The sequence below is a fragment of the Halomonas sp. PBN3 genome, from assembly GCF_000475415.1.
In the GTDB taxonomy this organism is placed as follows: Bacteria; Pseudomonadota; Gammaproteobacteria; order Pseudomonadales; family Halomonadaceae; genus Halomonas; species Halomonas shengliensis.
In genome coordinates, this window is sequence record NZ_AXCA01000135.1 from 26,760 (window position 1) to 39,523 (window position 12,764).

Sequence of the window (12,764 nt, forward strand, 5' to 3'; positions counted from 1 at the left end):
CTACACTCCTTCTCCTTTCCTCGCCCCGCCGTGGGCGTCAGCTGCCAGGAGCCGCCATGTTCACCGGTATTATCCAGGGCACCGCCGAGGTGGTGGCCATCCAGGAGGCCGAGGCCTTCCGCACCCATGTCGTCGCCCTGCCGGCGGCGCTGCGCCAGGGGCTCGAGATCGGTGCCTCGGTGGCGCACAACGGGGTCTGCCTCACGGTGACCGCCATCGAGGGCGAGCGTGTCAGCTTCGACCTGATGCGCGAGACCCTGAGGGTGACCAACCTGGGTGACCTGGCGGTGGGCGATCGCGTCAACATCGAGCGCGCCGCGCGCTTCGGCGACGAGATCGGCGGGCATGCCATGTCCGGGCACGTCATGGCAGTGGCCGAGCTGGTGGAGGTTGACGAGGCCCCCCACAACCGCCGCCTGTGGTTCGAGCTGCCCCATGCCCTGGGACGCTTCCTGTTCGACAAGGGTTACATCGGCGTCGACGGCGCGAGCCTGACCATCGGCGAGGTGCGCCCCGCCACGGCCGGCCACGGCCCGCGCTTCTGCGTCAACCTGATCCCCGAGACCCTGCATCGCACCACCCTCGGCGAGCGCCTGCCCGGCGACCGGGTCAACGTCGAGATCGATCCACAGACCCAGGCCATCGTCGAGACGGTGGAACGCCTGCTGGAGGCGCGCGGCCTCTGAAGCGTCGGGAAGGCGTTGGTGCCGCCGCTGGCGCCCGGCGTGGCAACCTCCTACCGTTGCTGACGTCATCGCCTCGCATCGCCGCGTGGCTTTGGTTACCATGTGCGGCTTTTCTTGCCGCCGGAACGTCCCGTCAACGCGCCCAGGAACCCGCCCCATGAAGAGCCTGATTGACAAGCAGTTCAAGCTGTCCGAGCACGACACCAGCATCAAGACCGAGGTCATCGCCGGGATCACCACCTTCCTGACCATGGCCTACATCATCTTCGTCAACCCCAGCATCCTCTCCGAGGCGGGCATGGACTACGGCGCGGTGTTCGTCGCCACCTGCCTGGCCGCGGCGCTGGGCTGCCTGGTGATGGGGCTGTGGGCCAACTATCCCATCGCCCAGGCGCCGGGCATGGGGCTCAACGCCTTCTTCACCTATGGCGTGGTGCTGGGCATGGGCTACACCTGGGAGGCGGCGCTGGGCGCGGTCTTCTTCTCTGGCCTGATCTTCTTCCTGCTCAGCATCTTCCGGGTGCGCGAGTGGATCATCAACTCGATCCCGCTCTCCCTGCGCTTAGGGATAGCCGCCGGCATCGGGCTCTTCCTGGCGATGATCGCCATGAAGAACGCCGGCATCGTGGTGGCCAACCCCGCCACCTTCGTCTCGGTGGGGGACCTCTCCGAGCCCTCGGCGCTCTATGCCCTGCTGGGCTTCTTCGTGATCACCGCGCTCTCCTATATGCGGGTGACCGGCGCGGTGATGATCGGCATCCTGGGCATCACCGTGCTGGCCATGGTGCTGGGCCACAACGAGTATGGCGGCCTGATGTCCATGCCGCCCTCCATCGCGCCGACGCTGATGGCGCTGGACCTGGCCGGGGCGCTGGACATCGCCATGCTCAGCGTGATCTTCGCCTTCCTGTTCGTCGACCTCTTCGACACCTCCGGCACCCTGATCGGCGTCGCCCACAAGGGCGGGCTGCTCGACAAGGACGGCAAGCTGCCGCGTATCGGGCGCGCGATGATGGCCGACAGCACCGCCTCCATGGCCGGTGCGGTGCTGGGCACCTCCACCACCACCAGCTACGTGGAGTCCACCGCAGGCATCGCCTCGGGCGGGCGCACCGGCCTCACCGCCGTGGTGGTGGCGGTGCTGTTCCTGATCAGCCTTTTCTTCGCCCCGTTGGCGGGCTCCATCCCGGCCTACGCCACCGCCGGCGCGCTGCTCTACGTGGCGGTGCTGATGGCCGGCAGCCTGGCCCACGCCAACTGGGAGGATCCCACCGATGCCGCACCGGTGCTGATCGCCGCCCTGGCCATGCCGCTGACCTTCTCCATCGCCGAGGGGATCGCCCTGGGCTTCATCAGCTTCGTGGCCATCAAGGCGCTCTCCGGGCGCTTCCGTGACCTCAACCCCGCGGTGATCGTGCTGGCCCTGCTGTTCGCCGCCAAGTTCCTGTTCCTCGACTGATCACCCACTACCGAGACCCGCCATGAGCATCTACGGCGACTACATCAAGTCCGTCATCCGCACCGTGCCCGACTGGCCGCAACCGGGGGTCAACTTCCGTGACATCACCCCGCTGCTGCAGAACAGCGCGGCCTTCCGCAAGCTGGTGGACAGCTTCGTGCACCGTTACCAGGAGATGGACATCGACGCCGTGGCGGCCATCGATGCCCGCGGCTTCATCGTCGGCGCGCCCCTGGCCTACGAGCTGGGCTGCAGCTTCGTGCCGGTGCGCAAGAAGGGCAAGCTGCCGTTCCGCACCATCAGCGAGACCTACACCCTGGAGTACGGCGAGGCCGAGGTGGAGCTGCACTCGGACGCCTTCCAGGCGGGCGATCGCATCCTGATCGTCGATGACCTGATCGCCACCGGCGGCACCATGCTGGCCGCCGCCAAGCTGATCAGCCGCAGCGGTGGCCAGGTGGTGGAGACCGCCACCATCGTCGACCTGCCGGACCTCGGCGGCTCGGCGCGCATCCGCGAGGCCGGCTACGGCGTCTTCGCGGTCTGTTCCTTCACCGAGGACGAGTGAGCCATGAGCAGCAACCGCTACCACCAGCACTTCACCGTCTCCTGGGACCAGCTGCACCGCGACGTGCGCGAGCTCTGCCATCGCCTGGTGGAGCGCGACTTCAAGGGCATCGTGGCCATCACCCGTGGCGGCCTGATTCCCGCCGCCCTGATCGCCCGCGAGCTCAACGTGCGGCTGATCGACACCGTCTGCATCAAGAGCTACGACCACATGGAGCAGGGCGGGCTCGACGTCATGAAGGGCGTCGACCACGACGGCGAGGGCTGGCTGCTGGTCGATGACCTGGTGGACACCGGCAAGACCGCCCGCAAGGTGCGCGAGATGCTGCCCAAGGCGCACTTCGTCACCGTCTATGCCAAGCCCGAGGGCAAGCCGCTGGTGGACCAGTACCTTACCGAGGTGGCCCAGGACTGTTGGATCCAGTTTCCCTGGGACATGGGCGTGGCCTACGTCGAGCCGCTGGCCGACCAGGTCCGGCGCTGAGGCGAGGAGGGCAGGCATGGCGGCACCGCTACCCGACAGCTGGCGGCAGTGGCTCGACGAGGAGTTCGAAGCACCCTACATGCAGGCGCTGCGCGACTTCCTGGCCGCCGAGAAGGCGGCCAGGAAGGTGATCTACCCGCACTCCTCGGAGTGGTTCCGCGCCTTCGAGCTCACCCCCCTGGACAGGGTCAAGGTGGTGATCCTGGGCCAGGACCCCTACCACGGGCCGGGCCAGGCCCACGGGCTCTGCTTCTCGGTGAAGCCCGGGGTGCGCATCCCGCCGTCGCTCGCCAACATCTACAAGGAGCTCGCCGACGACGTGGGCTTCCGCCCGGTGGCCCACGGCAACCTCGAGCACTGGGCGCGCCAGGGGGTGCTGCTGCTCAACGCCTCGCTGACCGTGGAGCAGGGCAACGCCGGCTCCCATCGCGGCCGTGGCTGGGAGACCTTCACCGACCGCGCCATCGAGGGGGTCAATGCCCACGCACCGCCCACGGTGTTCCTGCTGTGGGGCAGCCATGCGCGGAATAAGAGGGCGCTGATCGATGCCTCGCGCCACCTGGTGCTGGAGTCGCCGCACCCCTCGCCGCTCTCCGCCCATCGCGGCTTCTTCGGCAACCACCATTTCTCCCGGGCCAACGCCTTCCTGGTCGAACACGGCCGTGCGCCCATCGACTGGCAGCTGCCCGAGCGACCGGACGCGGGTTCGCCTTAACCTCCACGCGGGATGCGGGTAGAATGGCGCGCAATTTGTCACCCTGGTCCATCCGACCAAGGTCGATGCACCTTTCCGCCGCCAGTGACTGCCGTCGCACCAGTGAAAGAGGTCCTCCCATGAGCGTCCACGCCATCCAGCACCCCCTGGTCCAGCACAAGCTGGGCCTGATGCGCGAAGCCGGCATCAGCACCAAGAGTTTCCGCGAACTGGCCGGCGAGCTGGCCAAGCTGCTCACCTACGAGGCGACCCAGGACCTGGAGCTGGCGACCCAGGAGATCGATGGCTGGAGCGGCGAGAAGATCCCGGTGCAGCTGCTCAAGGGCAAGAAGGTCACCATCGTGCCCATCCTGCGCGCCGGGCTCGGCATGCTCGACGGCGTCACCGACCTGATCCCCAGCGCCCGCATCAGCGTGGTGGGCCTCTACCGCGACGAGGAGACCCTCGAGCCGGTGCCCTACTTCGCCAAGTTCGCGGGTGACCTCGACGAGCGCATGGCCATCGTGATCGACCCCATGCTGGCCACCGGCGGCACCATGGTGGCGACCCTGGACATGTTGCGCGAACGTGGCTGCAAGCAGATGAAGGTGATCGTGCTGGTGGCCGCCCCCGAGGGCATCAAGCGGGTGCAGGAGGCCTATCCCGACATCGAGATCTACACCGCCTCGGTGGACGACCACCTCGACGAGAATGGCTATATCGTGCCCGGCCTCGGGGACGCCGGCGACAAGATCTTCGGTACCCGCTGACCTCTCACCCTGCCTGTGCGACGGGGCGTGTTCATCTGTGAACACGCCCCGTCGTCGTTCCTGACCCTGCTCGCGGGATCCCGCGGCGACCCTCTGCGACAAAAGTTGTAGTCACTCTTTTTTCGCCAGTGTTTCAATTGCTTGCCTTGGAATGGTGGCTCCCCGGCGGCGAAAACCAAATTTTCGTTTATCAACATTAGTGTCAAGAAATCGCGCCTGTTCTATGCTGGCTGGACGTCGCTTTCGTCGCCATGCCACAACAACGAACAACCGAGACACGCCATGTCCCTGAGTCTTGAACATATCGATCTCAGCGTCGGAGGTGAGACGCATATCGCCGACGTCAGCCTCGAATTGGAGCCCGGCTCCTTCAATGTCCTGCTCGGCCGGACCCTGGCCGGTAAGACGACCCTGATGCGCCTCATGGCCGGCCTGGATACACCGACCCGTGGCCGCGTGAAGATGAACGGCGAGGACGTCTCCGGGGTCTCGGTACGACGGCGCAACGTCTCCATGGTCTACCAGCAGTTCATCAACTACCCCTCTCTGAGCGTCTACGAGAATATCGCCTCGCCGCTGAGGCTGGCCCGGGTGGCGGCAGCCGAGATCGATCGGCGCGTGCGGCAGACCGCCGAGATGTTGCATATCGAACATCTACTCGACCGCAAGCCCCTTGAGCTCTCCGGTGGCCAGCAGCAGCGCACCGCCATGGGCCGAGCGCTGGTCAAGGACGCCGACATCGTGCTGTTCGACGAGCCGCTGGTGAACCTCGACTACAAGCTGCGCGAAGGGCTGCGCGAGGAGTTGCGGGCCCTGTTCCGCGAGCGCAACTGCATTGCCGTCTATGCCACCACCGAGCCGGCCGAGGCGTTGGCGCTCGGTGGCCATACTGCCGTCCTCCACGAGGGGCGCCTGCTGCAATACGGCCGCAGCGAGGACGTCTACCATCGCCCGCTCACCCTGCAGACCGCGGAGCTCTTCTCGGAGCCGCCGATCAACGTGCTGCATGGCATCGTCTCCGGCAACGAGGTGACCTTCGATCGCGAGGTGCACTTCCCACTCAATGCCGACCTGAGCCGCCTGCTGCCCGGCGAGTACCGCTTCGGCGTGCGCCCGGCGCACATCTCGCTCACGCGTCGCGCCGAGGACGATATCGAAATCGTGATGGGCGTCGACATGGCCGAGATCAGCGGCTCCGAGACCTTCCTGCACGTCGCCGACGAGCGCTTTCATCTCACCGTGCACCTGGAGGGGGTACACGAGTTCGAGGTCGGCCAGGCGGTCAGGCTCTTCATCCCCGCCCACAAGGTCTACGCCTTCGACCGCCAGGGCGGCGTGGTGCACATTCCCACCCACCATGCGGGGAGGGGCTGAGATGGCAGAGATCACCCTCAAGGGCCTGGCGCACTCCTACCTTCCGGATCCCAAGGGTCCCGAAGACTACGCCATCCGCGAGATGGACCATGTCTGGCACCAGGGGGGCGCCTATGCGCTGCTCGGTCCCTCGGGCTGCGGCAAGTCAACCCTGCTCAACATCATCTCGGGGCTGCTGGAGCCTTCGGGGGGGGGAGGTGCTGTTCGATGGCGAGCGGGTCAACTCACTGCCGCCGGAGGCGCGCAACATCGCTCAGGTGTTCCAGTTCCCGGTGGTCTACGACACCATGACCGTCTTCGACAACCTTGCCTTCCCGCTGCGCAACATCGGCACGCCACCTGCCAGGATCAAGGAGCGGGTGCTCGAGGTGGCAGACGTCCTTGAACTGACCCCCCAGCTCAGGCGCAAGGCCAAGAACCTCACCGCCGACGAGAAGCAGAAGGTCTCCATGGGGCGCGGCCTGGTGCGCGACGATGTCTCGGCGATCCTCTTCGACGAGCCGCTGACCGTCATCGACCCCCAGCTGAAGTGGAAGCTGCGTCGCAAGCTCAAGGAGATCCATCGGCGCTTCAACATCACCATGGTCTATGTGACGCACGACCAGCTCGAGGCCTCCACCTTCGCCGACAGGATCGCGGTGATGTACGAAGGCCAGGTGGTGCAGTTCGGCACCCCCCGCGAGCTCTTCGAGGCTCCCAACCACACCTTCGTCGGCTACTTCATCGGCAGTCCCGGCATGAACTTCCTGCCTGTCGCCCTCGATGGCGACCGGGTGATGTGCGGCGAGACGCCGCTGGAAGTGGGCGAGGCGTTCGTGCGTTCACTCTCCGGGAGGCATTCGACCAACCTCAAGTTGGGGATCCGGCCGGAGTTCGTGGCGGTGCATGCCGAGGAGGTCCCCGATGCCATGCTGGCCGAGGTGCTCGACATCCAGGACCTGGGTACCTACGCCATCCTCTCCCTGCGCCTGGGTGAGCAGAGGCTCAAGGCCCGCGTGGAGGAGGACGAGCCACTCCCGCACAAGAAGGCCTGGCTGCGCTTCCCCTCCGACCGGCTGGGGCTCTATGTCGACGAATATCGGGTGGAGGTGTCTCCATGAACCACAAGGTCTACAACAACCGCGCCTGGTGGCTGATCCTGCCCATGCTGCTGCTGGTCGCCTTCTCGGCCATCATTCCGCTGATGACGGTCGTGAACTACTCCGTCCAGGATGTCTTCGACACCCACACCCGCTTCTTCACCGGGGTGGAATGGTTCGAGGCGACCCTCAATGACCCCGCCCTGCAGATGGCGCTGTTGCGGCAGTTCGCCTTCTCCTTCACCGTGCTGGCGATCGAGGTGCCGCTGGGCATCGGCATCGCACTGCTGATGCCCAAGCGGGGCTGGCAGGCCTCGGCGGTATTGATACTCGTCACCATGCCCCTGCTGATCCCGTGGAACGTGGTGGGCAGCATCTGGCAGATATTCACTCGTGGTGATATCGGCCTGATGGGCTGGGGGCTGCGCGAGCTGGGCTACGGCTACAACATCACTCGTAGCGCCACGGATGCCTGGGGCACCATCATCCTGATGGATGTCTGGCACTGGACGCCGCTCATCGCACTGCTCTGCTACAGCGGCCTACGCTCCATCCCGGATGCCTACTATCAGGCGGCGCGCATCGATCGCGCCTCCCAGTGGGCGGTCTTTCGCTATATCCAGTTGCCCAAGCTGACCAACGTGCTGGTCATCGGCGTGCTGCTGCGCTTCATGCATTCCTTCATGATCTACGCCGAACCCTTCGTGCTGACCGGCGGGGGGCCCGGCAGCTCCACCACCTTCCTCAGCCAGTCCCTCACCACCATGGCGATCGGCCAGCAGGATCTGGGACCCTCCGCGGCGTTCTCGATCATCTACTTCCTGATCATCCTGCTGGTCTGCTGGGTCTTCTACACCGCCATCATGAACCTGCAGAAAGACAAGCAGCAAAAGGGGACCTGACATGAACCGCAGCCTGCCGACCACCCCCGAGGCCGTGCGCGAGCGCGCCGCCCGGAACGACAATCTCCGCCGCCGTCAGGCCCGGTCCGCTTCACGCCAGTGGCGCCGCCGTGGCCTGATGACCGCCTACATCGTTTTCGTCCTGCTGCCGATCTACTGGCTGCTCAACATGTCGCTCCAGTCCAACAGCGAGATCCTCGGCGGCCTGACGCTATGGCCCCAGGACGTCACCCTGGAGCACTACGCCAAGATCGTCACCGAGTCGAGCTGGTACATGGGTTACGTGAACTCGATCGCCTACGTGGTGATGAACATGCTGATCAGCATCAGCGTGGCCCTGCCGGCGGCCTACGCCTTCAGCCGCTACCGCTTCATCGGTGACAAGCACCTTTTCTTCTGGCTGTTGACCAACCTGATGGCCCCGCCCGCGGTGTTCCTGCTGCCCTATTTCCAGCTCTACTACACCGTGGGGCTATTCGACACCCATGTCGCCGTGGCGCTGGCCCACTGCCTGTTCAACATCCCCCTGGCGGTGTGGATCCTCGAGGGCTTCATGAGCAGCGTGCCTAAGGAGATCGACGAGACCGCCTTCATCGATGGCTACAGCTTCCCCCGCTTCTTCGTGAAGATCTTCATCCCCATGATCAGCTCCGGCATCGGCGTGACACTGTTCTTCCTGTTCATGTTCTCCTGGGTGGAGCTGCTGCTGGCCAGTACCCTCACCGCCACCAATGCCCAGCCCATCGGCTCGGTGATGACCCAGACCAAGGGCGCCTCGGGCATCGACTGGGGCGCGCTCTCCGCGGCCGGAGTGCTGACCATCCTGCCCGGCATCGTCGTCGTCTACTTCGTGCGCAATCATATCGCCAAGGGCTTCGCCCTGGGCCGGACCTGAGAGGAGCGTGTCATGGAATGGATGGTATGGACCACGCCCGCGGCGATCTTCTTCGCAACCATCGCCGCCCTCCTGCTTGGCATGACCGCCTGGGAGATTGCCTCTCCCACGGTGGAGCGCAAGGGCTTCCTGCCGATCGCCACCACCCGCGGTGACCGTCTGTTCATCGGGCTGGTCTGCGCGGCCTACATCCACCTGGTGGTGGTGGGCTTCACCCCGTTCAACCTCTGGCTGGCGCTGGCCGTCTCGATCCTGTGGCTGGTGATCCTGATGCGCTGGGGCTGACAGAAACGCACGGAGCCGAATGACACAAGGTTCATGGACGAACCCTCACAACCCAAGAGGTCAACATGAAAGCGACAACAATGCGACTCTCTCTGCTGGCGGCCGGCGTCACGCTGGCCAGTGGCGCCCTGCACGCCGACAACCATGATGCCCGTGCCATCGCCGAGCGGCTGGTGGACGAACACTTCCAGAACTCGACCCTTACCCGTGAGGAGCAGATCGAGGAGCTGCTGTGGTTCGCCGAGGCGGCCGAGCCGTTCCGCGACATGGAGATCAACACCGTCGCCGAGGGCCTGACCACCCACATCTACGAGCGCGATGTGCTGGCCGAGGCCTTCAGCGAGCTGACCGGGATCGACATCACCCACAACATCATCGGCGAGGGGGATGTCGTCAACAACATGCAGACCCAGATGCAGTCGGGGCGCAACATCTACGACGGCTACGTCAACGACTCCGACGCCATCGGTACCCACATCCGCTACGGCACCACCATCAACCTCACCGAGGCGATGGCGAACGAGTGGGCCGACTACACCCTGCCGACTCTGGACCTCGATGACTTCATCGGGCTGCAGTACGTCACGGGTCCCGATGGCAGCGTCTACCAGCTCCCCACCCAGCAGTTCGCCAACCTGTACTGGTTCCGCTATGACTGGTTCCAGCGCGAGGACTTCCAGCAGCAGTTCCGCGACATCTACGGCTACGATCTCGGGGTCCCCACCAACTGGACGGCCTACGAGGACATCGCCGAGTTCTTCTCAGAGCACGTCGGCGAGATCGACGGCGAGACGGTCTACGGGCACATGGACTATGGGCGTCGCGACCCCTCGCTGGGCTGGCGCTTCCACGACTCCTGGCTCTCCATGGCCGGCATGGGTAGCCCCGGCGTGCCCTTCGGCAACCCGGTGGACGACTGGGGGATCCGCGTCAACGAGGCAAGCGAGCCGGTGGGCGCCAGCGTCAGCCGCGGCGGCGCCACCAACGCCCCGGCCTCGGTGTTCGCCGTCACCAAGATGGTGGAGTGGCTGGACAAGTATGCACCCCCCGAGGCCCGGGGCATGACCTTCGGGGAGGCGGGACCGGTGCCTGCCCAGGGCAACGTCGCTCAGCAGATCTTCTGGTACACCGCCTTCACTGCCGACATGACCGACCCCTCCCTGCCGGTCACCGATGACGAGGGCAATCCCAAGTGGCGCATGGCGCCGTCGCCCACCGGGCCCTACTGGGAGGAGGGCATGAAGGTCGGCTACCAGGACGTAGGGGCCTGGACCTTCTTCGACTCCACGCCTGAGGATCGTCGCACCGCCGCCTGGCTGTTCGCCCAGTTCACCGTATCCAAGACGGTGTCGCTGGAGAAGCTGATGGCGGGCCTGACGCCGATCCGCGAGTCCGATATCTTCTCCGAGCAGATGACCGAGATGGCCCCCAAGCTCGGTGGACTGGTGGAGTTCTACCGCAGCCCCAACGAGTCCAACTGGACGCCGTCCTCCACCAACGTTCCGGACTATCCACGGATGGCCCCGCTGTGGTGGCAGAACTTGGCGCCGGCGGTCAGCGGCGATATCTCACCGCAGGAAGCGCTGGATAACCTTGCCGGGGATCTCGACAGCATCATGGCACGCCTGGCCCGTGCCGGGGTCTTCGCCGTCTATGCCCCCAACCTCAACGAGGAGCGGGATCCCCAGGAGTGGCTCGACGAGCCGGGCGCGCCCAAGGCCAAGCTCGCCGACGAGCGCCCCCAGGGCGAGACCGTGCCCTATGACGAGATGATGGAGGCGTGGATGGCCGCCGGCACCCGCTGAGTCGCAGGGTGGGCGGTCCGCCGCCCACCCCTCGCGACCCTCACAGGCACTCTTCGCCGAGTCATTCTTCAGTGACGGACGGGCCCCGCACGGTAGGCGCCGTGCGGGGCCCTCTTGCTTCCAGGGGGCATACGATGCAACTCAGAGAGACCCAGCTCAGCCGCCTGCCGGCACGCTGCCACGACGTGCTGGTGGTGGGGGGCGGCATCAACGGGGCCGCGGCGGCCGCCGCCCTGAGCGGCCAGGGCGCCAGCGTCGCGCTGATCGACAAGGGCGACTTCGCCGGCAGCACCAGCATGCACTCCTCCAACCTGGTGTGGGGGGGCATCAAGTATATGGAGAGCGGCGACTTCGGCCTGGTGCGCAAGCTCTGTCGCAGTCGCAACCACCTGATCCAGAGCTATCCCTCATCGGTACAGGAGATCCGCTTCCTGACCACGATCCACCGGGGATTTCGCCACCACCCTCTGGTGCCTTGGGCCGGCAGCTGGCTCTACTGGCTGATGGGGAACGCCTTCACCCGGCGTCCGTACTACATGCGCCCGGCGACCCTGAAGGCCCGCGAGCCGATCATCGACACCTCAAGCGCCGTGGGCGGCTTCGAGTACTCCGATGCCTACCTCCACGACAACGACGCGCGCTTCGTCTTCAACTTCGTGCGCGGCGCCCTGGACTTCGGCGCCGCGGCGGTCAATTACGTGGAGTATCTCTCCTCTCGTCGCGAGGCGGGCATCTGGGTGACCCGGGCCCGCGATGTCGTGACCGACGAGACCTTCGAGATCCGCTCGCGGGTGCTGATCAACGCCGCCGGGCCCTGGGTCGATGACCTCAACCAACGGGCCGAGCAGCGTACCGAGCATCACCATGTCTTCTCCAAGGGGATCCACCTGATCGTGCCTCGGCTCACCGAGCAGCGGCGCGTGCTGGCCTTCTTTGCCGACGATGGCCGCCTGTTCTTCGTCATTCCCATGGGGCCGCGCACCTGCATCGGAACCACCGACACCCGGGTCGAGAGCCCCTCGGTGACGGTCACCGAGGAGGACGTGGCCTTCGTGCTGGACAACATCAACAAGCGCCTCGCCCTGCCGCGCCCCCTGGGTAAGCAGGACATCATCGCCACCCGCTGTGGGGTGCGGCCGCTGGCGGTCAAGCCGGCCGGGGAGGGCGAGCGGGACTTCCTTAACCTGTCGCGCAAGCACGCCATCGACCTAGACCGTGAGCGGTCCCACCTCAGCATCTTCGGCGGCAAGCTGACCGACTGTCTCAACGTCGGCGAGGAGGTGGTGGAGGCGGTCAGGGGACTCGGCATCGAGTTGCCCGACGCGGGCCGTCGATGGTATGGCGAGCCCGACGCGACGGTGCGCGACGCCTTCCTGCGGGAGGCGGGCGAGATGGGCCTCGACGCCCGCACCGCGGCCCATGCCTCGGAGCCGATAAGTCACCGGCTGTGGCGGCGCTATGGTGATCAGGCCTTCGACCTGCTGGCGGCGATCCGCCGGGACCCCCACCAGGCCGAGGTGCTCATCGAGGGTACCGAGTACCTGAGAGTGGAGCTTACCCAGGCCCGGGAGCGCGAGATGGTCACTCGCCTGGAGGACCTGCTGCGGCGGCGCTCCAAGATCTCGCTGGTGGTCTCCGAGGCCTCCATCGCCCGCTCCGCGGGACTGGCGGAGGCCTGCGAGGCGCTGTTCGGCGACGCCGCCCGCGAGCGCCTCGACGAGTACCTCGAGACGCTCGCGGCCGGGCCGGCATGAGACGAGGGTG

At 66.1% G+C, this 12,764-nt stretch carries 12 protein-coding genes and 1 pseudogene; all 13 read left to right on the plus strand.

Going from position 1 to position 12,764, the window contains the following annotated elements:
* The first annotated feature begins 56 nt into the window (after positions 1-56).
* Positions 57-686, plus strand: a complete 630-nt coding sequence (locus tag Q673_RS24840; protein ID WP_023005382.1) for a riboflavin synthase — start codon at positions 57-59, stop codon at positions 684-686.
* A 157-nt stretch (positions 687-843) separates the two neighbouring features.
* Positions 844-2,145, plus strand: a complete 1,302-nt coding sequence (locus Q673_RS24845; protein ID WP_023005383.1) for an NCS2 family permease — start codon at positions 844-846, stop codon at positions 2,143-2,145.
* 22 nt (positions 2,146-2,167) lie between these two features.
* Positions 2,168-2,713 (plus strand): adenine phosphoribosyltransferase, encoded by a 546-nt coding sequence (locus Q673_RS24850; RefSeq protein WP_023005384.1) that lies wholly within the window; start codon positions 2,168-2,170, stop codon positions 2,711-2,713.
* A gap of 3 nt (positions 2,714-2,716) precedes the next feature.
* Positions 2,717-3,196 carry a xanthine phosphoribosyltransferase gene (gpt, locus tag Q673_RS24855; protein WP_023005385.1) on the plus strand — a complete coding sequence of 160 codons (480 nt, stop codon included), beginning with the start codon at positions 2,717-2,719 and terminating at the stop codon, positions 3,194-3,196.
* 16 nt (positions 3,197-3,212) lie between these two features.
* Positions 3,213-3,911, plus strand: a complete 699-nt coding sequence (gene ung / locus Q673_RS24860; protein WP_023005386.1) for a uracil-DNA glycosylase — start codon at positions 3,213-3,215, stop codon at positions 3,909-3,911.
* A gap of 119 nt (positions 3,912-4,030) precedes the next feature.
* Positions 4,031-4,660, plus strand: a complete 630-nt coding sequence (upp, locus tag Q673_RS24865; RefSeq protein WP_023005387.1) for a uracil phosphoribosyltransferase — start codon at positions 4,031-4,033, stop codon at positions 4,658-4,660.
* A 282-nt stretch (positions 4,661-4,942) separates the two neighbouring features.
* The gene (locus Q673_RS24870; protein ID WP_023005388.1) at positions 4,943-6,034 is read left to right on the plus strand and encodes an ABC transporter ATP-binding protein; all 1,092 of its coding nucleotides are present in this window, start codon (positions 4,943-4,945) and stop codon (positions 6,032-6,034) included.
* A gap of 1 nt (position 6,035) precedes the next feature.
* A pseudogene (locus tag Q673_RS24875) lies at positions 6,036-7,134 on the plus strand (ABC transporter ATP-binding protein).
* Positions 7,131-8,015, plus strand: coding sequence for a carbohydrate ABC transporter permease (locus Q673_RS24880; protein ID WP_023005390.1), 885 nt, complete (start codon positions 7,131-7,133; stop codon positions 8,013-8,015). The pseudogene Q673_RS24875 and the gene Q673_RS24880 overlap by 4 nt, the downstream one beginning before the upstream one ends.
* Position 8,016: 1 nt before the next feature.
* On the plus strand, positions 8,017-8,910 hold the full coding sequence (locus tag Q673_RS24885) for a carbohydrate ABC transporter permease (protein ID WP_023005391.1): 894 nt from the start codon (positions 8,017-8,019) through the stop codon (positions 8,908-8,910).
* 12 nt (positions 8,911-8,922) lie between these two features.
* A complete protein-coding gene (locus tag Q673_RS24890) occupies positions 8,923-9,195 on the plus strand; it encodes a DUF2160 domain-containing protein (RefSeq protein WP_023005392.1) in 273 nt (90 codons plus the stop codon).
* A gap of 65 nt (positions 9,196-9,260) precedes the next feature.
* Positions 9,261-11,000, plus strand: coding sequence for an ABC transporter substrate-binding protein (locus Q673_RS24895; protein WP_031217887.1), 1,740 nt, complete (start codon positions 9,261-9,263; stop codon positions 10,998-11,000).
* 134 nt (positions 11,001-11,134) lie between these two features.
* The gene (locus Q673_RS24900) at positions 11,135-12,754 is read left to right on the plus strand and encodes a glycerol-3-phosphate dehydrogenase/oxidase (RefSeq protein ID WP_023005394.1); all 1,620 of its coding nucleotides are present in this window, start codon (positions 11,135-11,137) and stop codon (positions 12,752-12,754) included.
* The last annotated feature ends 10 nt before the right edge of the window (positions 12,755-12,764 follow it).

What these genes read in the sequence shown, in the direction of transcription:
- Q673_RS24840 (WP_023005382.1), top strand. Translation starts at nt 57, where the DNA reads ATGTTCACCGGTATTATCCAGGGCACCGCCGAGGTGGTGGCCATCCAG.
- Q673_RS24845 (WP_023005383.1), top strand. Translation starts at nt 844, where the DNA reads ATGAAGAGCCTGATTGACAAGCAGTTCAAGCTGTCCGAGCACGACACC.
- Q673_RS24850 (WP_023005384.1), top strand. Translation starts at nt 2,168, where the DNA reads ATGAGCATCTACGGCGACTACATCAAGTCCGTCATCCGCACCGTGCCC.
- gpt (WP_023005385.1), top strand. Translation starts at nt 2,717, where the DNA reads ATGAGCAGCAACCGCTACCACCAGCACTTCACCGTCTCCTGGGACCAG.
- ung (WP_023005386.1), top strand. Translation starts at nt 3,213, where the DNA reads ATGGCGGCACCGCTACCCGACAGCTGGCGGCAGTGGCTCGACGAGGAG.
- upp (WP_023005387.1), top strand. Translation starts at nt 4,031, where the DNA reads ATGAGCGTCCACGCCATCCAGCACCCCCTGGTCCAGCACAAGCTGGGC.
- Q673_RS24870 (WP_023005388.1), top strand. Translation starts at nt 4,943, where the DNA reads ATGTCCCTGAGTCTTGAACATATCGATCTCAGCGTCGGAGGTGAGACG.
- Q673_RS24880 (WP_023005390.1), top strand. Translation starts at nt 7,131, where the DNA reads ATGAACCACAAGGTCTACAACAACCGCGCCTGGTGGCTGATCCTGCCC.
- Q673_RS24885 (WP_023005391.1), top strand. Translation starts at nt 8,017, where the DNA reads ATGAACCGCAGCCTGCCGACCACCCCCGAGGCCGTGCGCGAGCGCGCC.
- Q673_RS24890 (WP_023005392.1), top strand. Translation starts at nt 8,923, where the DNA reads ATGGAATGGATGGTATGGACCACGCCCGCGGCGATCTTCTTCGCAACC.
- Q673_RS24895 (WP_031217887.1), top strand. Translation starts at nt 9,261, where the DNA reads ATGAAAGCGACAACAATGCGACTCTCTCTGCTGGCGGCCGGCGTCACG.
- Q673_RS24900 (WP_023005394.1), top strand. Translation starts at nt 11,135, where the DNA reads ATGCAACTCAGAGAGACCCAGCTCAGCCGCCTGCCGGCACGCTGCCAC.